Annotated in this window: 16 protein-coding genes; 13 read left to right on the forward strand and 3 right to left on the reverse strand. The window is 68.3% G+C overall.

The genetic code is table 11. From position 1 onward, the window contains the following. Positions 1–38 precede the first annotated feature (38 nt). Positions 39–1,565 carry an FAD-dependent oxidoreductase gene (locus ACFVHY_RS06430; RefSeq protein WP_390269809.1) on the reverse strand — a complete coding sequence of 509 codons (1,527 nt, stop codon included), beginning with the start codon at positions 1,563–1,565 and terminating at the stop codon, positions 39–41. Positions 1,566–1,760: 195 nt separating this feature from the next. Here ACFVHY_RS06430 and nadB point away from each other — a divergent pair, with 195 nt between their 5' ends. From nadB to ACFVHY_RS06465, 7 genes are all read left to right on the forward strand, one after another. After that, on the forward strand, positions 1,761–3,410 hold the full coding sequence (gene nadB, locus ACFVHY_RS06435; protein WP_390269812.1) for an L-aspartate oxidase: 1,650 nt from the start codon (positions 1,761–1,763) through the stop codon (positions 3,408–3,410). Positions 3,411–3,464: 54 nt separating this feature from the next. Next, entirely contained in the window at positions 3,465–4,502 is a 1,038-nt protein-coding gene (locus ACFVHY_RS06440; protein WP_390269815.1) for an alpha/beta hydrolase, read from the forward strand. Positions 4,503–4,681: 179 nt separating this feature from the next. Beyond that, on the forward strand, positions 4,682–5,515 hold the full coding sequence (locus tag ACFVHY_RS06445) for a hypothetical protein (protein WP_390269818.1): 834 nt from the start codon (positions 4,682–4,684) through the stop codon (positions 5,513–5,515). A gap of 166 nt (positions 5,516–5,681) precedes the next feature. After that, positions 5,682–5,975: a metal-sensitive transcriptional regulator gene (locus tag ACFVHY_RS06450; RefSeq protein WP_004020389.1), complete on the forward strand. Its 294-nt coding sequence runs from the start codon at positions 5,682–5,684 to the stop codon at positions 5,973–5,975. A gap of 51 nt (positions 5,976–6,026) precedes the next feature. Further along, positions 6,027–6,233 carry a heavy-metal-associated domain-containing protein gene (locus ACFVHY_RS06455; RefSeq protein ID WP_259935405.1) on the forward strand — a complete coding sequence of 69 codons (207 nt, stop codon included), beginning with the start codon at positions 6,027–6,029 and terminating at the stop codon, positions 6,231–6,233. A 2-nt stretch (positions 6,234–6,235) separates the two neighbouring features. Then, positions 6,236–6,418 carry a hypothetical protein gene (locus ACFVHY_RS06460; RefSeq protein WP_058253801.1) on the forward strand — a complete coding sequence of 61 codons (183 nt, stop codon included), beginning with the start codon at positions 6,236–6,238 and terminating at the stop codon, positions 6,416–6,418. Further along, the gene (locus ACFVHY_RS06465) at positions 6,415–8,703 is read left to right on the forward strand and encodes a heavy metal translocating P-type ATPase (RefSeq protein ID WP_390269822.1); all 2,289 of its coding nucleotides are present in this window, start codon (positions 6,415–6,417) and stop codon (positions 8,701–8,703) included. The genes ACFVHY_RS06460 and ACFVHY_RS06465 overlap by 4 nt, the downstream gene beginning before the upstream one ends. Before the next feature lie 86 nt (positions 8,704–8,789). On the opposite strand, the gene ACFVHY_RS06470 is transcribed toward ACFVHY_RS06465, so the two are convergent. Then, on the reverse strand, positions 8,790–10,262 hold the full coding sequence (locus tag ACFVHY_RS06470; RefSeq protein WP_390269825.1) for an FAD-binding protein: 1,473 nt from the start codon (positions 10,260–10,262) through the stop codon (positions 8,790–8,792). A 140-nt stretch (positions 10,263–10,402) separates the two neighbouring features. On the opposite strand from ACFVHY_RS06470, the gene ACFVHY_RS06475 reads away from it, so the two are divergent. After that, positions 10,403–11,986 (forward strand): molybdopterin-dependent oxidoreductase, encoded by a 1,584-nt coding sequence (locus ACFVHY_RS06475; protein WP_390269828.1) that lies wholly within the window; start codon positions 10,403–10,405, stop codon positions 11,984–11,986. Between the two features lie 28 nt (positions 11,987–12,014). Here ACFVHY_RS06475 and ACFVHY_RS06480 read toward each other — a convergent pair whose 3' ends face one another. Then, complete coding sequence (locus tag ACFVHY_RS06480; protein ID WP_390269831.1) at positions 12,015–12,413, reverse strand: VOC family protein; 399 nt, start codon at positions 12,411–12,413, stop codon at positions 12,015–12,017. A gap of 472 nt (positions 12,414–12,885) precedes the next feature. Between ACFVHY_RS06480 and ACFVHY_RS06485 the strand changes: the two genes are divergently transcribed. The 5 genes from ACFVHY_RS06485 to ACFVHY_RS06505 all read left to right on the forward strand — a co-directional run bounded on the left by ACFVHY_RS06485 (position 12,886) and on the right by ACFVHY_RS06505 (position 18,039). Then, a complete protein-coding gene (locus tag ACFVHY_RS06485) occupies positions 12,886–13,974 on the forward strand; it encodes a Re/Si-specific NAD(P)(+) transhydrogenase subunit alpha (RefSeq protein WP_058253805.1) in 1,089 nt (362 codons plus the stop codon). Beyond that, positions 13,974–14,279, forward strand: a complete 306-nt coding sequence (locus tag ACFVHY_RS06490) for an NAD(P) transhydrogenase subunit alpha (protein WP_058253806.1) — start codon at positions 13,974–13,976, stop codon at positions 14,277–14,279. Before ACFVHY_RS06485 ends, ACFVHY_RS06490 begins: the two co-directional genes overlap by 1 nt. Positions 14,280–14,299: 20 nt before the next feature. Beyond that, positions 14,300–15,826: an NAD(P)(+) transhydrogenase (Re/Si-specific) subunit beta gene (locus ACFVHY_RS06495; protein WP_165630771.1), complete on the forward strand. Its 1,527-nt coding sequence runs from the start codon at positions 14,300–14,302 to the stop codon at positions 15,824–15,826. A 165-nt stretch (positions 15,827–15,991) separates the two neighbouring features. Continuing rightward, positions 15,992–16,426: a nitroreductase family deazaflavin-dependent oxidoreductase gene (locus ACFVHY_RS06500; protein ID WP_390269834.1), complete on the forward strand. Its 435-nt coding sequence runs from the start codon at positions 15,992–15,994 to the stop codon at positions 16,424–16,426. Between the two features lie 221 nt (positions 16,427–16,647). Continuing rightward, entirely contained in the window at positions 16,648–18,039 is a 1,392-nt protein-coding gene (locus ACFVHY_RS06505; RefSeq protein WP_390269837.1) for a DUF222 domain-containing protein, read from the forward strand. Positions 18,040–18,120 lie beyond the last annotated feature (81 nt).

Here is an 18,120-nt window from a genome sequence, read left to right on the forward strand (position 1 = left end):
ACCGTCGTCGGGCCCGACGACGGTCCGCTGTGTCCCGCTCAGTCGTTGTGCGAGGCCAGGTTCCGGGTGGCCGGACCTTCGAGGACCTCGCCGGTGTGGCTGAATCGCGAACCGTGCAGCGGGCAGTCCCAGGACTGTTCGGCGTCGTTCCATCGCAGCACGCCGTAGAGGTGCGTGCACAGCGGCGCGACGGACCGCGTCTGGCCCTGCACGGTGCACACGCCCTCGGGCTTCACGCCGGAACGCCCGACGCTGCCGTCGCCTTCCTCGGGTGCGCCGTCGGTCGGCTTCAGCAGCGACAGGTAACCGGCGGCCATGTATCCCGCGACCTGCGCGTTGGCCGACACCGCCGAGGCCAGCGAGCCGGGGCGGCTGATCTCGGTCGTGCGCCACGGGCGCAGGGTCGTCGACCACTGTGGTTCGGAACCGAGGATGCGTCCCGTCATCGCGAGCGCCGCGGCGACGCCGTTGGTCAGACCCCACTTGGCGAACCCGGTGGCCACCTGCACCGAGTCGACGCCCGGCAGAATCGGTCCGACATAGGGCAATTCGTCGATCGTCGTGTAGTCCTGGGCCGACCAGCGCGCGACCATCTGCGCCGAGGGGAAGTGCTTCTGGGTCCAGCTGATCAGGTCGAGGACATGCTGTCGCTCGGACTTCGTCCGGCCCACCTCGTGTCCGAAGCCGCCGACCATGAGCAGTTCGCGGTCGTAGCCGGGCCGGGAGACCGTCCGCAGTGAGACCGACGGGTTGTCGGAGCCGAGGTACATCTCGCCAGGGATGTCCCCGTCGACGGTGAACGCCGCGGCGTAGGACCGCTGGGGATGGACCCGGGCGAAGTAGCCGCCGCGGTCGAGGAAGGGCTGTCCGGTGGCGATGACCACCGAGTCGGCACGGACGTCACCGGCGTCGGTCGAGAGGACGTTCGGTGAGCCGTGGCGGAGGCCCTGCACACGGACGCCCTCGTAGAAGTGGCCGCCGTGTGCGCGCAGGTCGTCGGTCAGGGCACGGAGAACGACCATCGGGTCGATCTGGGCCTGACCGTCGAGGCGAATCGCGGTGCGGACGTCGAAGGGCAGTTCGGGACAGTCGACGTGTTCGACGGGGAGGTCATGCGCGCGGCAGGCTTCGAACTCCTTCTCCACCGACTTCGCGCCGGACGCGGTGGCGGCGAAGGTGAGGGCCGCGCGTTCGTCGACCTGCAGGCCGCGGTGTTCGAGATAGTGACGCAACCAGGCCTGTCCCTCGCGGTTGGCGTCGACGTAGTCCTGTACGGCCGAGTGGCCGTGGCGGCTCGCGATCGACGACAGTCGAGTGCCCTGGAGCAGCGAGAGCTTGCCGGTGGTGTGGCCGGTCGCCGCGGCACCCATGTGCCGGGCTTCGAGGACCGCGACCGACTGGCCCGCGCGGGCCAGCAGCAGGCCGGTCGTCAGACCGGTGATGCCACCTCCGACGATGACCTGGTCGAATCTGTCGACGACGTCGATGGGCATCGTCTCCGGGCGAACATCGGGCAGGTACTCGGGGGCTGCCTCACCTGCGGGGTCGAACCAGAGGGTTTTCATGCTGACCGGGTTTGCCCTTGCCGGAGGCGCTCAAACATCGGGGCCGGAGACGATCAAACATCGGAGCCGGCGGGCCGCCGAGCATTTCGGGTGGCGCAATCGCAGGGTAGGGTTTTCGACTGGGAATCGAAAACACATCCGGGGTGTTGCCCGGAGGGCCGGCGGCACCCTGAGCCGCGGCGAGAGGCGGTTGACATGAGCGGGTTGACTCGCGGACTGACCGGGACCGAGGAGACGGTCCGCGCCGACCTCGTGGTGGTGGGTGCCGGAATCGCCGGACTGACGGCGGCGCTGTGGGCCGCCCACGAGGGGCTCCGGGTAGTCGTGCTCAACAAGGGGCCGGGCTGGGACGTCGCGAATGCGGAGCAACCCACGTCCACGTTCTACGCGCAGGGTGGTGTCGCGGTCGTGATGCCCGGCGCGGAGACGGGAAGCTCGGACAACGCCGATTCCGTGGACCGCCACCTCGCCGACACGGTCGCCGCCGGCGGCGGTCTCACCGATGCCGCGGCGTCGGGCCTCATCCTCGCCGACGGCTGGGACTCGGTGTCGGCCCTGATCGGCTGGGGTGCCGAATTCGACCGGGACACCGACGGTCGGCTCCTGCGCACCCGTGAGGGCGGCCACACCCGCCGGCGCATCATCCACGCCGGCGGCGACGCAACGGGGGCCGCGATCCAGCGCGCGTTGCACGAGGCCGTCCGGCAGACCGCCGGCGGAGACGTGCCGCCGATCCGGTTCCTCGACGACACGATCGCCACCGCGATCCACCTCGACGACGGCCGGGCAGTCGGTGTCGCGTGCCTGCGCGACGGCCGTCCCACGTCGGTCCTCGCCCCGACCGTGCTCCTCGCGACCGGCGGGGCGGGGCACCTCTACGCCGCCACCACGAATCCGGCGGGCGCCACCTGCGACGGCATCGCGCTGGCACTGCGCGCCGGGGCGCAGGTGGCCGATCTCGAGTTCATCCAGTTTCACCCGACGATGCTCTACACCGCAGGCGCGCGGGGTCGGCGGACCCTCATCAGCGAGGCGGTGCGCGGTGAGGGCGGACGGCTCGTCGACGTCGACGGCCGGTCGGTCACCGCGGGCGTCCACCCGATGGGCGATCTCGCTCCCCGCGACGTGGTGGCCGACGCGGTGCAGACCGCGATCGAGCTCACCGGGCACCCGTGCGTGTATCTCGACATCGCCGACGTCGGCGACTTCGAGACACGCTTCCCGACGGTGACCGCCGGTGTCCGCGCGGCCGGCCTCGACCCAGCGTCCGGGCGGATCCCGGTCGTCCCCGGCGCGCACTATCTGTGCGGCGGGGTCGTGACCGACGAGTCGTCCCGCACCGCGGTCGACGGGTTGCTCGCGGCCGGCGAAGTCGCGCGGACCGGGCTGCACGGCGCCAATCGGCTGGCATCGAACAGCCTGCTGGAAGGCCTGGTGATGGGCCGTCGCGCGGCCGCCGTGGCAGTCGAGCGTCGCGAGATCCCGGTCCCCGAACACGCCGAACGCAAGGTCGAGCAGCCGGGCCCCGTCCTGGACCGCGAGCAGCTCCAGAACATGATGACGAGACATGTCGCGCTCCGACGGTCGGCTGCCGGTCTCGCCGAAGTCGCCGCGACTCTCGCCGCCGCGCCGCGTCGGACGGCCGACTCGGTACGCGACATCGAGGACGCGGCACTCACGCTCACCGCGTCCGCGGTCGTCGCCGCCGCTGCCGCGCGTACCGAATCCCGCGGAGCGCATGTCCGCACGGATTACCCGTTGACCGCGGATGTGGCGGAGTCGCGGGTGTTCCGGATCGTCGACGGCGAATTGCGGGAGGCCCGTCCCGTGAGCCTGCCCGGCTGAGCGGACCGGTCAAGTCGACGCCTCCGGGGTGCTGTCGGAGATAGATTGACCCCGATGACCCAGATCTCCGCAGACGGTTCGGGGCCCCAGGGCGGCCCCGATCGCGACGACCCGGATTCCCGCGCCCCTGTTCCCGGGGGCCCGGAACGAATCACCCTCGAGCTCGGACACATCACCCTGCATGCGCTCGCGTGGGGTCCCGCGGCCGGTCCGGTGGCCGTGTGCCTGCACGGATTTCCCGACTCGGCATGGACGTGGCGGCATCTCGGGCCCGAACTCGCCGGCGCCGGGTACCGCGTGGTCGCCCCGTTCACACGCGGTTACGCACCGTCGGAGGTACCGGAGGACAACGACTTTCACGTTGCGGCGCTGGCCTACGATGCGCTGGCGGTTCATCGCGCGGTCGGAGCCGGCGCCGACGCCGTCCTGATCGGGCACGACTGGGGCGCGATGACGGCGAACGCGGTGGCGCACCGCGACGACAATCCCTACGCGCGGGTGATCTCGATGTCGGTCCCGCCGGTTCCGGCGGTCCGGCGCTCGATCGGCGGTGGGGTCGACGGCGTCAAGACGCTCGCGCGTCAGGCGGTGATGAGCTGGTACATCGCGTTCAATCAGCTGCCGTGGTTGCCCGAACGGACTCTCGACCGCCTCATCCCGCTCCTGTGGCGCCGCTGGCGGCTGGATTCGGCGGCGACCCCTGTCCGGCCCGACCACCGACTGGACGTCGACCACGCGCTCGCGGCGCTGCCCACACGTGCCCATCGGACAGCCGCGCTCGGGTACTACCGCGCACTTCGCCGGCCGCGGACCCATCCTCGGTACGCCGCGTTGCGGAACGACTGGCTGGGCGAATCACGTTCTCCCACATTGTATTTGCATGGTGCAGACGACGGGTGCATGCAGTCGCGTCTTGCGGACGCGGTCCGCGAGGTGTTGCCGGCGGGCAGTGCGGCCGCGGTCGTCGCCGGGGCGGGCCATTTCCTGCACCTCGATAAGCCGGACGAGGTGAACGCGAGGATCCTCGCGTTCCTCGGTTCGGACGCGCGGGGCCAAGAGGGTGGCACCGGACCGGCCCGCTTCGTACACTGACCCGCGGGATCTTCACCACACCGTGGCCACCGGGGGAGGGCCACCGCAGAAGCGCATGCCGGGGGGGCTTGCCACCGGGCGGCAGGAAGCCGACGGGTACGAGAAGACGACCGTGCGCGCCACACGGGTGTGGTCGCGCGAAGATCTCGCGGCGATGCAAGGCATGAAGGGGAGTCCGTATGAACGGCGAAGGCTGTTGGTCGACGGTGGTGTGCCGGCCGACCGAACGCGCGGCGCTGGGGCTGTCGGGTGACTCCGATTGGTTGCTGCAATGCCGTCTGGCGATCGGCCATCGGGGCAATCACGCCACCGACGCGAGCACTCACCCACGGCACGACCGCCGGTTGTGGCTCGAATGGAACGACTTCGACGACCGCGCGCAGTCGCTCATCGAACGCAATCCGTGCCCGGTTCCGTCCCCAGAGGGCGCCGGATGCGTGTTCTTCGCCGGGCACGGCGGCCCGCACTTCTACGCGCGCAGCAACGGCCACGCACCGTCGGTGATGACCGGCGCGAGCGCTTCCAACCCGCAGACCGTCGCGCCTGATCACGCCGTCGACCCGCTGCGTCAGCCGCCGCAGATGGGTTCGTCACGGATGGGTTCGCACCGCCTGCCCGACTCGCACCCGGCTGCCCTGCCGACGCAACCCCCGGCGGCCGAGCCCGAACCGGGTGAGTACCGCGGCGGACGCCGGTCGACCAATGCCGAGCCGCTGGCTGCCGAGGACTACCACGGCCGACGCCACCGGACCGACGGCTACGACGTCGCCTACTCGCCGGCGCCAGACCCCGGCAGATCGTTCGACGGACAGGCAGGCAGCGGCCAGGCCGGCCCGTCGGTCCGTGTCCCGGGTTCGGAGACGACGGGCATCGCGCCGGGGAACGTCCCGGCGGTGCCCGTGCCCGACCCCACCGCTCCGGGCTTCGACGCGGCGCGTGTTGCCGCCATCGGGGACGCGCTCGACGAGGTCGCCGCCGCCCTGGCGAAACTGGCCGCAGCACTCCGCTCGTAGGGGCATCCGAAACACCACGACACCGCTGGTTCTCAGGGAGCAGTAGTTGGGCTCGCTCCGAGCACAACGGGTTCGTTCCGCATACGGTAGGGGGGTACCGTTTCGGGTTCGACGGTGGTATACCTGGTCGGGCATACCCTTGAGGGGTATCCGGACGGGAGAGATCATGGACGAGCATCAGCACGGCTACATCGGCCGGAAGGATGACTATCTGCGCCGCCTGAAGCGCATCGAAGGTCAGGCGCGCGGTCTGCAGCGGATGGTGGAGGAAGACACCTACTGCATCGACATCCTGACGCAGGTGTCGGCGATGACCAAGGCGCTGCAAGCGGTCAGCCTCGGTCTCCTCGAAGAGCACATGGCCCATTGCGTCGTGCATGCCGCGCAGGAGAGCGACGAGGCCGGCAAGGCCAAGGTCGACGAGGCCATGGCCGCGATCACCCGCCTGGTCAAGTCCTGACCGTCCTTCCTGATCCAACCCGTTGACTTCGACGATCCGAGGAGTTCCCGCATGAGCACCACCAGCACCTACACCGTCACCGGCATGACCTGCGGCCACTGTGCCGCGTCCGTTCGCGAGGAGATCGAGGCGCTGCCGGGCGTGACCAGTGTCGAGGTCACCGTCGACGACGGCTCGGTGCGGGTCGCGGCCGACCGTGAACTCGGTCGAGACGAGGTCGCGGCCGCCGTCACCGAAGCCGGCTACGCGCTGGCCTGACCATGAGATCCGTTGTCACCGGGCCCCTCGCCTACGTCGTCGCGCTGATCGCGGTCTTCGTGATCGCGTTCGGCGTCGGGCGTGCGTGGGGCCCCGACGTGGAGCCGGTGACTCACGACGCACCGTCACACGGCGTCGTCACCGGCGAACCGACATCCGACCCGCATGAAGGTGGTCACCCATGACCGCGAGCACCGGACAACTGGTCGACCTCGACATCTCCGGCATGACCTGCGCGTCCTGCGCCAACCGCATCGAGCGCAAGCTCAACAAGATCGACGGTGTGACCGCGTCGGTGAACTACGCGACCGAACGTGCCCACGTCGAGGTACCTGCGGGTCTGGCGCCCGGCGACCTCGTCGAGGTGGTCCGCGCGGCCGGCTACGACGCGTCGCCGATCCTGACCGATTCGTCGGCGGACGCTCCGGAGAACCCAGATGCGGGGTCCGGCGATCCCGAATTGGACGGTCTCCGGCAGCGCCTGATCGTCTCCGCGATCCTCTCGGTGCCGGTGATCGCGCTCGCGATGATCCCGGCGCTGCAGTTCACGTACTGGCAGTGGTTGTCCCTGACGCTCGCCGCGCCGGTCGTCGTGTGGGGGGCCTACCCGTTCCACCGCGCAGCGTGGATCAACCTGCGCCACGGCGCCACGACGATGGACACCCTCGTGTCCGTCGGCACCCTCGCGGCGTTCGGATGGTCGCTGTACGCGCTGTTCCTCGGCACCGCGGGCACGCCCGGGCTCACCCACGGATTCGACCTGCTGCCCCAGCGGACCGACGGATCGTCGCACATCTACCTCGAGGCCGCGGCCGGCGTCACGACCTTCCTGCTGGCCGGCCGCTATTTCGAGAAGCGCGCCAAGCGGCGGGCCGGTGACGCACTCGCCGCGCTGATGGACCTCGGGGCCAAGGACGTCGTCGTCCGACGGTCCGACGGTGCCGAGTCCCGAATCCCCATCGCGCAGCTGGCGGTCGGCGACGAGTTCGTGGTCCGGCCCGGTGAGAAGATCGCCACCGACGGAGTCGTCGTCGACGGTGCGTCGGCGGTCGACGCGTCGATGGTGTCCGGCGAATCCGTACCGGTCGAGGTCACCTCCGGCGACTCGGTGGTCGGCGCGACCGTCAACACCAGCGGTCTGCTCGTCGTGCGTGCGACCGCTGTCGGTTCCGACACCGCGCTCGCCCAGATGGCCCGCATGGTGACGGCGGCGCAAGAGGGCAAGGCCGACGTCCAGCGGCTGGCCGACCGGATCTCGTCGGTGTTCGTCCCGATCGTGATCGCGATCTCGCTTGCGACCCTGGGCTTCTGGCTCGGCGTGGCGTCCACGACCGACTTCGCCGGTGGCGATGTGACCTTCGCGTTCACCGCCGCCGTCGCGGTCCTCATCATCGCGTGCCCGTGCGCGCTCGGACTCGCCACTCCGACGGCCCTGATGGTCGGTACCGGGCGAGGGGCACAGCTGGGCATCCTGCTGAAGGGCCCGGAGGTGTTGGAATCGACGCGACGCGTCGACACGATCGTGCTGGACAAGACCGGCACCGTGACGACGGGTGAGATGTCGCTGTCCGGGATCACCGTGGCCGACGGCTATGCGCGCGAACAGGTCCTGGGCTGGGCGGCATCGGTGGAGTCGGGATCGGAACACCCGATCGCGGCGGCCATCGTCGACGCGGGACGCGACCACATCGACGCCCGCGTCCGAGATTTCGTGTCCACGCAGGGCGCCGGTGTCGCCGGAATCGTCGGCGACCGGTTCGTGACAGTGGTGTCGCCGAACACGATCGACGCGCCGTTACCACCGTCGCTCGACGATGCGGTGGTCGTCGCGGAGTCCGACGGCGCAACCGCGGTCGTCGTCCTGATCGCCGAGAACGACTCGGAAGATGCTGTGGGACAGCTGGTTCCCGTCGCAGTTCTCGTGGTCGCGGACCAGGTCAAACCCTCGTCGGCCGCGGCGGTCGCCGAGTTCCGGCGACTGGGTTTGACGCCGATGCTGCTGACCGGCGACAACGAGGGCGCCGCTCGGGCGGTGGCGTCGAGCGTCGGCATCGACGACGTCACCGCCGGGGTCAGTCCGAAGCGGAAGCTCGAGGTCATCGCCGAACTGCAGGAGCAGGGCCACGTGGTGGCGATGGTCGGGGACGGGATCAACGACGCCGCGGCGCTTGCGCAGGCGGATCTCGGCCTCGCGATGGGTACCGGCACCGACGTCGCGATGGCCGCCAGCGATCTGACGATCGTGAGCGGTGACCTGCGCGCGGTGGCCGATGCCATCGCCCTGGCGCGTCGAACCCTCGGCACCATCAAGGGAAACCTGTTCTGGGCCTTCGGGTACAACGTCGCGGCCATTCCTCTCGCCGCCGCCGGGATGCTGAATCCCATGATCGCCGGCGCGGCCATGGCGCTCTCGTCAGTGTTCGTCGTCGGCAACAGCCTGCGACTCCGCGGGTTCACGCCGCGGCGCTGATAGGAAACCGCCCTCGCCGGCGACGCCGACGACTCTTCGTCGTCTATGGTTCGCTGGCGGGCGGTTTTCGATCGGGTGCCCGACCGTCAGGCGCTGGTGGCGACCCGCGCCGCCGCGTGCCGTCCGGCGCGCCGGCCGAAGTAGGAGCCCTCGCCCAATTGCGTTCCGCTGCAGTACCCCTTGCAGTCCTGCGCGATGTTTGTGGCGCTGGCCCCGGCGGCGTAGAGCCCGCGGATGACGGTGCCCGACTCGTCGAGTACCTCGCCGTCGAGTGACGTCGCCATACCGCCCATGGTGAACCCGGCGTACATGGCCTTGCCGAGGGAGAGGTCGTAGGCCGCCCACGGTCCGGTGTCCTGCGGCTCGAGGAACTCGGGTGCCTTGTGGAAGTCGGGGTCTTCCTTCTTCGCGGCGTTCTCGTTGTAGCGGGCCATTGTCGCCTGCAGCTTGCCCTCGGGGATGCCGAGGTCCCGCTCCATCTCCTCGATGGTCTCCCACCCGTCGATCAGCGGGACCAGGTAGTTCTGCTTCTCGTTCATGTGCGACTCGTTGACGATGAGGTAGGCCACCGAATCAGGTTGCTCGAGAACGAAGCCCGATGTCCGCGCATGGTAGGAGTCCTCGGTGACGAACCGCTCACCGTTCTTGTTCACGATGACGCCCATGACCATGCTGGCGGGCGGGTAGATGGGCGCGGTGATGAAGGCCTTGTCCATGTATTTCAGTGCGGCGCCGACGGACCGGCCCATCCGGAGACCGAGGCCGTCGTCGTAGGTGTTGCCGAGCACGAACGGCTTCTCGGCGAGATGGGGCGTGTGTTCGGCGACCATCTCGGGGTTCATGACGAAGCCGCCGGCCGCGATGATCACCGAGTCGGCACGGATGACGCCCTCGGCGTCGGGCGTCTTCCATGTCACGCCGACGACCGCACCCTGCTCGTCGACGACCAGCTGGCGGGCGCCGGTCTCATACCGCACCTCGGCACCCAGCTCGTCGAGGCGGGTGACGAGCAGATCGATGACCAGCTTCGCGCCCCCGGTCTCCCCGGGGACCGGGACCTTGTGGCCGCGCGGTGCGGGGACGGCCTGATTCTTGAACGGCCAGACCTTCTCGTTGCCGGTGAACATCAGTCCCTCGGTGCCGGGCTGGATCACGGCCTTCTCCGGATAGAAGCTGCGCTCGAAGGTGAAGCCGAGCCCTTCGAGCCAGTTGAAGTGATCGACGCTGTCGACGCAGTAGGCGTGGATCTTGTCGGCCTCGGGTTCGATCGACACGGCGGTGAGGTACTTCTCCATCTCTTCGACGGAGTCGTCCTGGCCCGTGGCCTGCTGTACCGCGGTCCCGCCGCCGAGGTAGAAGAACCCACCGGAGAGCGAGGTGGTGCCGCCGGGCGCGGCGGCGCGCTCGAGCACCAGCACACGCGCGCCGTTGGCAGCGGCCTCGGCGGCAGCGCATCCGCCGGCGATGCCGAATCCGATCACGACGACGTCGACCTCGTCGGAGAACTCGCTCACCGAATCGAGTGCGACGGTCTCGGGGATCTCGGTGCTGGTAGCCATGCCGCTCAGATTAGCGGACAAACTAGAACCTGTTCTAGTCTTGGTAACGATTCGTCGACGGAGTGCCGTCGGTGGTCACCGCCCGGTCTCGGACCATCCGGCGCACGGCATATTCACAGGGTTCTCCGGTACCAAGGGATATGGCCTCCATCACGAGACGTCACGCATCCTCGCCGGCTCCTGCGCTGGCGGGCGTGGTCGCCGTCGGCGCGGCTCTCGCCGCGGGCGAACTGGCCGCCGTCCCGATCTCGCCCGACGCCTCCCCGTACTTCGCGGTCGGATCGTCGGTCGTCGACCATTCGCCCGAGGCCGTACGCAAGTGGGCCATCGAGACGTTCGGCGTCAACGACAAGCTCGCACTGTTCATCGGGATGGGCATCATCATCGCGGTGCTCGCGGCGGCGTGCGGATACCTCGAACGACGACGACCTCCACTCGGCTCGGTGATCATCGGAGCCTTCGGGTTGGTCGGGGTGCTGGCCGCACTCAACCGTCCCGATGCCGGATGGACGCACGCACTGCCGTCGATCATCGCCGGCGTCGTCGGGATCGTCGTGCTGCGCGTCCTCATCGCGCAGCTGCGTCCCAAGGGGGCGGAGTCCCCCGAGGCGGATTCCGACGCCGCGGGCGACAAGCCCACATCAGCAGTGCGGTCCGGCTTCTCGCGCCGCTTCGTGCTCACCGCCGGCGGTATCGCGGCCGCCGCGGTCGTCGTCGGTGTCGTGGCCCGGCGAGTGCTCGCCGACACTGCGGGCGTCGTCGCCGACCGCGCCCGGGTGCTGTTGCCGCGCGCGGCGAGCCAGGCGCCGCCGATCCCGGCCGGGGCGCAGCTCGAGCTCTCGGGCGCAACCCCGTTCATGACCAGCAACGCCGACTTCTACCGCATCGACACCGCGTTGCAGGTTCCGACGCTCACGACCGACGAGTGGCGACTGCGGATTCACGGGGACGTCGAGCGCGAGGTGACCCTGTCCTGGGACGATCTGCTCGCCATGCCCATGACCGAGCGGATCGTGACGCTCGCCTGCGTGTCGAACGAGGTCGGCGGCGATCTCGTCGGCAACGCCAAGTGGCTGGGGGTGCCGATACGCGAGGTCCTCGATCTCGCCGGGGTGAGGCCCGGGGCGGACATGCTGCTGTCCACGAGCGTGGACGGATGGACTTGCGGCACTCCGATTTCGACGGTCACCGACGGGCGCGACGCGCTTCTCGCCGTCGGGATGAACGGCTCGCCGCTTCCCCTCGAGCACGGATACCCGGTCCGGCAGGTGGTGCCGGGACTGTACGGGTACGTCTCGGCGACCAAATGGGTCATCGACTGGGAGATCACGCGGTTCTCCGAGGCCAAGGCCTACTGGACGACCCGCGGGTGGTCGGCGCTCGGCCCGATCAAGATGGCGTCGCGCTTCGACCGTCCGGCCGATGGCACCGAGCATCCGGCCGGGGAGGTCGTCGTGGCCGGCACCGCATGGGCCCAGCACACGGGCGTCGAGCGCGTCGAGGTGCGCGTCGACCAGGGGCCATGGCAACCCGCGGAGTTGACGACGGAGTACAGCATCGACACGTGGCGGCAGTGGCGGTTCGCCTGGCAGGCGACCAAAGGCAACCACACCCTCGAGTGCCGGGCGATCGACAAGGAGGGCAAGCCGCAGATCGAGCGCTATCAGGCGCCGGCACCCGACGGCGCGAGCGGACTCGACGACCGCACCTACACCATCGTCTGAGGGTCTGCGCCGGGAAAATTAGACCGCGTCACGCGGGCGGAGCGAAGAACTCGAGCGCGATGTTGTCGGGATCGCGGAACGACAGACCGGAACCGTAGTTCGCGTGCCGGATCCCGCTATGTGCGATACCCGCCTCGTCGAGCCGGTCCTGCCAGGTCCGGAGTTCGTCCTGCGTGCAGGCGAAACCGACGTGATCGAGTCCGACGGCCCGCTCGTCGAATCGGCCGTCGGCGTTGCCCCCGGTATGGGCGTGGAGACCGAACAACATCCCACCCGCGAGCTCGAAAACGGTGTGGTGGAAGGTGCCGCCCTCTTCGTCTTCGTCCAGGACCGGGGCACTCCCGAACAGGATCTCGTACCACGCAGCACTCTTCTCGAGGTTGCTGACGGTGATCGCGACGTGGGCGATGGCGGGGAACGTCGCCATGATCGATTCTCCTCAGCGGTCTCGACGGTGTCACTCATGATGCGCCGCGCCGGAGGCGGAGAATGTCGGAACACCGAGGTCGGTACACCTTTGTGATGGCGGGGCCAACGACGTTGGGCGTGGCGTGACCCGGTCTTGCTGCCCGAGCCCAACAGGCGGAGGACGACACCTGTACAGACATGTGTCCAGAAATGGCGAAAACCGCAGCGTCAAGGGTGGAGTGAGGTATCTGACTCACCTGAGCTGTCGCTGAGAGCGCATGTTATGTTCATCGCACCTTTATGTGAGCCGGGTGACAGCCATCCTGTCCCATCCGAGCACCTCGTGACCTGCGTCAGGTCGTCCGCTGCGCCCACACATGGCGGAGCTGCACGATGTGGAGGCAGGTCACCTCGTTGACAAAGACGCGCCGAGTCCTGGCGCGCCGAACCGCGGCGCTGCTCGATGGCGCCGGATCAGACAGGTGAGATAGATGACAGTGGGTGTCGTGCGCGAGACGGCCGAGGGAGAGCGCCGGGTGGCGCTGGTCCCGAAGGTCGTCGCCGCGCTGGTGGGCAAGGGTGTGCCCGTCGTGGTGGAGTCGGGGGCCGGTCTCGGCGCCCTGATCCCCGACGAGGCGTACACCGAGGCCGGTGCGACGATCGGCGATCCATATGGGTCCGATGTGGTCCTGAGGGTGTCGCCGCCGTCGGATGCGGAGATCGCGAAGCTGCGGAGCGGGCAGAAGCTGATCGGCTTTCTCGCGCCGCGCAACGCCGACAATCAGATCGCCACGTTGCGGGAAGCGGGCGTGGAGGCGTACGCGGTGGAAGCCATTCCGCGTATCTCGCGCGCCCAGGTGATGGACGCGCTGAGTTCGCAGGCGAACGTCGCCGGCTACAAGTCGGTCGTGGTGGCCGCGGATGTGTCGACGCGGTTCTTCCCGATGCTGACCACGGCGGCCGGCACGGTGAAGCCGGCGACGGTGTTGGTCCTGGGTGTCGGAGTGGCCGGGCTGCAGGCCCTGGCCACGGCCAAGCGTCTGGGTGCGCGGACCACCGGTTACGACGTGCGTCCCGAGGTCGCCGAGCAGGTCCGTTCGGTCGGCGCGCAGTGGCTCGATCTGGGCATCGACGCCGCCGGTGAGGGCGGGTACGCCCGTGAGCTCACCGACGACGAGCGCGCGCAGCAGCAGCAGGCTCTCGAAGACGCGATCAAGGGTTTCGACGTGGTGATCACCACTGCGCTGGTGCCGGGTCGTCCGGCTCCCCGTCTGGTGACCGCGGCCGCGGTCGAGGGTATGAAGCCGGGCAGTGTCGTCGTCGACCTCGCCGGTGAGACCGGCGGTAACTGCGAGCTGACCGAGCCGGGTCAGACCGTCGTCAAACACGACGTCACCATCGCCGCACCGCTGAACCTGCCGGCCACGATGCCCGAGCACGCCAGCGAGCTGTACTCGAAGAACCTGTTGGCGCTGATCGAGTTGATGCTCGACGACAACGGCTCCATCACACCGGATTTCGACGACGAGGTCGTCGCGGCGGCGTGTGTCACCCGTACCGAGCAGGAGGTGTCTGCCTGATGTATGCCGGTCTTCTCGCGAATCTCGCGATCCTGGTGCTCGCCGGGTTCGTCGGTTTCGCCGTCATCTCCAAGGTCCCCAACACCCTGCACACCCCGTTGATGTCGGGCACCAACGCCATTCACGGCATCGTCGTGCTCGGTGCACTGGTCGTGCTGGGCAAGTTGCCCGCCGACGCCGGGTGGGGTGTGCGCATCATCGCGTTCGTCGCGCTGGTGTTCGGCACGCTCAACGTCATCGGTGGCTTCGCGGTCACCGACCGGATGCTGGGCATGTTCAAGGGTAAGAAAGAGGTGGCCAAGTGAACGGCTCCCCAGAGACTTCTGTGTCACAGCTGGTACTCGCGGCGGGTGCGCATACCCCGAGTGAGGGCGTCGGCTACCTGGTGACCGCGCTCTACATCGTCTCGTTCTCCCTGTTCATCTACGGGCTGATGGGTCTGACCGGACCGAAGACCGCGGTGCGTGGCAACTGGATCGCCGCGGTCGGTATGGGTCTGGCCGTCGCCGCGACGCTGCTCTACGTGTGGAACGAAGGGGCGGTCGGTTCCGACGGGCACTCGACCGAGGGCGTGCCCACGATCAACTGGGTGCTCATCGCCGTCGGTCTGGTTCTCGGTGTGGCGCTGGGTATCCCGCCCGCACTCAAGACCAAGATGACGGCCATGCCGCAGCTGGTCGCGCTGTTCAACGGCGTCGGCGGCGGTACCGTCGCGCTCATCGCGTGGGCCGAGTTCATCGAGACCTCCGGGTTCTCGTCGTTCCACAACGTCGAACCGGCTTCGCCGCTGGTGATCGGTTCGCTGATCGCCGCGATCATCGGGTCGGTCTCGTTCTGGGGATCGCTGGTGGCCTTCGCCAAGCTGCAGGAGATCATGCCCAAGGGGCTGGAGAAGACCTTCGTCTCCAACGCGAAGCTGTTCCAGGCCGCCAACATCGTGTTGCTGATCGTGGCGCTCGGGTTGGCGATCTACCTCGGTGTCGACGCCTCCAACGGAGGCGGCGCGAGTGTCTGGTGGATGGTCGGGGTCCTGGTCGCCGCAGGTGTGATGGGTCTGTTCGTGGTGTTCCCCATCGGTGGTGCGGACATGCCGGTGGTCATCTCACTGCTCAACGCGATGACGGGTCTGTCGGCCGCGGCCGCGGGTATCGCGCTGGACAACACGGCGTTGATCGTGGCCGGCATGATCGTCGGCGCCTCGGGTTCGATCCTGACCAACCTCATGGCCAAGGCGATGAATCGGTCGATCCCGGCGATCGTGTTCGGTTCGTTCGGTGGCGGCGATGCCGCTGCCGCGGGCGGTCCGGGTGCGGCCGGCGGCACGGTCAAGGCGACCTCGGCTGCCGACGCCGCGATCCAGATGGCGTATGCCAACCAGGTCATCGTTGTCCCGGGCTACGGTCTGGCCGTGGCGCAGGCCCAGCACGCGGTCAAGGAGATGGCGAAGCTGTTGGAGGCCAAGGGGGTCGAGGTCAAATACGCGATCCACCCGGTCGCCGGTCGCATGCCCGGTCACATGAACGTGCTGCTGGCCGAGGCCGACGTCGAGTACGACTCGATGAAGGAGATGGACGACATCAACGGCGAGTTCAGCCGGACCGACGTCGCCATCGTCATCGGCGCCAACGACGTCACCAACCCCGCGGCGCGCAACGATCCGAGTAGCCCGATCCACGGGATGCCGATCCTCAACGTCGACGAGGCGCGATCGACCATCGTGCTCAAGCGGTCGATGAGTTCGGGTTACGCCGGCATCGAGAACCCGCTGTTCTTCGCCGACGGCACCAGCATGCTCTTCGGCGACGCCAAGAAGAGCGTCGACAGCGTCATCGAGGAACTCAAGGCGCTCTAGCGTTTTCACGTTTCTCCCGAGGCCCCGGCAACCGTTCTGGTTGCCGGGGCCTCGCCGTCGCGGCGTCCGACCGTTCCGGGATCGACGATCGAGCAGGAATCGAGAAGCCGCGGAGCGGGTCGTCGCCATACTGTCGGCGCATCACCTGATCTCATCGGAGGAAACATGGCCCTGTCCCTACGTTCACTGTCGCTCTGGTACCAACGAAAGACGAACGAGCGCACCGTCGCCCGCATCCGCAAGAAGTCCGGATCGATGTGGGGCATGGAGATGCTCATCCTGCGCACGACCGGTCGGCGGTCGGGCCTCGTGCGTGAGACGCCGCTGAGTTGGTTCGCCGACGGCGACGACTGGTTGATCGTCGCGTCGGGCGGCGGCAAACGGAATCCGGACTGGTTCGCCAACCTGACCGCCCATCCCGATGGCGTGTCGGTCGAGCGTCACGGGGAGGCCCCGGTGCCGGTGACGCCGATCGTACTCGACGCTGCTGAGCGGGAGATCGCGTGGAACACGGTGGTCGAGGCGCAGCCGCGATACGCGAAGTATCAAAAGAAGTCGTCGCGTGAGTATCCGCTCGTCCGACTTGTCGCCGGTCGGTGACATTCGTGGTCCGAGACGGGGGCCGGGTGGGAGCTGGGGTGCGACAGCCGCGGCGGGGTTGATGGAGTAACCCCGGAGTGTTCCGCGGAACACTGTCGACCTCGGGTTGAGGCTCGAGGAATTGTCGGTGCCGGGCGATATCTTGTTGCTGTACTTATCGCTCGATTCTGGGGGTTGCGGTGGGGGTCAGTGCTTTTCGTTGCGGTGGGGATGTGTCGTCGATGTTCGACGGTGCGGATCCGGTCTCGTTGTCTGATGAGGTGCTCGAGGCGCGGGTGCTTGGGTATGCCGCGCAGATCACGGCGCTGACAGCGAATTTTCTTGAACTGGTGGCAGAACTGGATGAGCGGGAGTCGTGGCGGGGGCCCGGGATTCATTCGCTGGCGCACTGGTTGTCGTGGAAGGCCGGCATCGCACCGCGAACGGCACATGAGCAGTTGAGGGTCGCCAAGGCGATACGAGAATTGCCGGCGATCCGCACGGCGTTTCGCGAAGGTCGGCTGACGTATTCGAAGGTCCGCGCGTTGACACGGGTGGCCACTCCCGAGCGTGAGGCGGAGTTGGTGAATCTGGCGTTGTCGTGCACGGCGAGTCAGTTGGATCGGGCGGTACGGGCGATGGGCCAGATCGATCGTGACCGTGGCGTCGAGGAGGAAAGCCGGCCGCCGGTGGAGTCGACCGGCCGGTGGAAGTGGAACGATGACGGGTCGCTGTCGGTGTCGTTGCGGTTGAGTCCGTTGGATGGGGCGCGGTTCCTAGCTGGGACGGTGCGGGCGGAGTATGAACGCACCCGGACCTGCGATGACCCGGATCTACCGTCGGTCGAGAGTGTTCCGCGGAACACTGAATCAGGTTCAGAGTCGAAGGATTCGGAGGTGGTTCCGTCTCGGCGTCGGGATCTGTGGCGGCAGGTGCCGTCGAATGTGGCACCGGCGGTGGTGGCGATGGCCGACATGGTGCATGAAGGGATCGCGATGCCCGGCCTCGCGCCGGGTGCGGAGATCCTGATTCATGCCGGTGAGGGTGTGGAGTCGGTTCATCTCGATGATGGTCCGGCCCTGTCGGAGGCTGAGGTGGCCGAAGCCCGGTGCGGGGCGTCGACTCGGGAGGTGGTGAGCCGCCGGGTGCCCGGCCGGCCGGGGAAGTTGGCGTTGTTGGGGGTGGGGCGTCGGAAGCGGATGCCGAACAAGGCGTTGGTGCGGGCGTTGTTCGTGCGGGATCGGTGTTGTCAGGTGCCGGGGTGTGGGCGGACGCGTCATCTGCATGCCCATCATGTGGAGTTCTGGTCGGCGGGTGGGCGGACCGATCCGGACAATCTGATCTTGTTGTGTGGGTCGTGTCATCGGTCGTTGCATCGGGGCGAGTTCGCGATCACCGCGCATGGGTTGCAGCGGTTCAGCTTTCATCGGCCAGACGGGACGGAGATCGAGGTGGCGCCACCGACTTCGAGGCCGGGCGGGTGGCGACCCGATCAACGGATCGGGGTAGATGCGACGGTGCCGATCGGTGGGGGTCGGATGGATTTGGGTTACACCACCGAGGTGCTCTACGCCGTCTGGGAGTGGAAGGAAAGCAGGTCTTCTCGCGTCGACCCCGCGATGTCGGCGGCATAGTCGTCGATCGTCGTCGTGCTACTTCTAACGCCAGAATGCGCGCCCGGCGATGAGTTCTGACGAGCAGGCATGTCTATCCCT

This window comes from Gordonia sp. NPDC127522, assembly GCF_042672305.1.
In the GTDB taxonomy this organism is placed as follows: Bacteria; Actinomycetota; Actinomycetes; order Mycobacteriales; family Mycobacteriaceae; genus Gordonia; species Gordonia hongkongensis.

Excerpts from the sequence above, each read along its gene's own strand:
- ACFVHY_RS06475 (WP_390269828.1), top strand. The coding sequence starts at position 10,403 with ATGGCCTCCATCACGAGACGTCACGCATCCTCGCCGGCTCCTGCGCTG.
- ACFVHY_RS06430 (WP_390269809.1), bottom strand. The coding sequence starts at position 1,565 with ATGAAAACCCTCTGGTTCGACCCCGCAGGTGAGGCAGCCCCCGAGTAC.
- ACFVHY_RS06450 (WP_004020389.1), top strand. The coding sequence starts at position 5,682 with ATGGACGAGCATCAGCACGGCTACATCGGCCGGAAGGATGACTATCTG.
- ACFVHY_RS06500 (WP_390269834.1), top strand. The coding sequence starts at position 15,992 with ATGGCCCTGTCCCTACGTTCACTGTCGCTCTGGTACCAACGAAAGACG.
- ACFVHY_RS06455 (WP_259935405.1), top strand. The coding sequence starts at position 6,027 with ATGAGCACCACCAGCACCTACACCGTCACCGGCATGACCTGCGGCCAC.
- ACFVHY_RS06505 (WP_390269837.1), top strand. The coding sequence starts at position 16,648 with ATGTTCGACGGTGCGGATCCGGTCTCGTTGTCTGATGAGGTGCTCGAG.
- ACFVHY_RS06470 (WP_390269825.1), bottom strand. The coding sequence starts at position 10,262 with ATGGCTACCAGCACCGAGATCCCCGAGACCGTCGCACTCGATTCGGTG.
- nadB (WP_390269812.1), top strand. The coding sequence starts at position 1,761 with ATGAGCGGGTTGACTCGCGGACTGACCGGGACCGAGGAGACGGTCCGC.
- ACFVHY_RS06460 (WP_058253801.1), top strand. The coding sequence starts at position 6,236 with ATGAGATCCGTTGTCACCGGGCCCCTCGCCTACGTCGTCGCGCTGATC.
- ACFVHY_RS06490 (WP_058253806.1), top strand. The coding sequence starts at position 13,974 with ATGTATGCCGGTCTTCTCGCGAATCTCGCGATCCTGGTGCTCGCCGGG.
- ACFVHY_RS06440 (WP_390269815.1), top strand. The coding sequence starts at position 3,465 with ATGACCCAGATCTCCGCAGACGGTTCGGGGCCCCAGGGCGGCCCCGAT.
- ACFVHY_RS06445 (WP_390269818.1), top strand. The coding sequence starts at position 4,682 with ATGAACGGCGAAGGCTGTTGGTCGACGGTGGTGTGCCGGCCGACCGAA.
- ACFVHY_RS06465 (WP_390269822.1), top strand. The coding sequence starts at position 6,415 with ATGACCGCGAGCACCGGACAACTGGTCGACCTCGACATCTCCGGCATG.
- ACFVHY_RS06480 (WP_390269831.1), bottom strand. The coding sequence starts at position 12,413 with ATGGCGACGTTCCCCGCCATCGCCCACGTCGCGATCACCGTCAGCAAC.
- ACFVHY_RS06485 (WP_058253805.1), top strand. The coding sequence starts at position 12,886 with ATGACAGTGGGTGTCGTGCGCGAGACGGCCGAGGGAGAGCGCCGGGTG.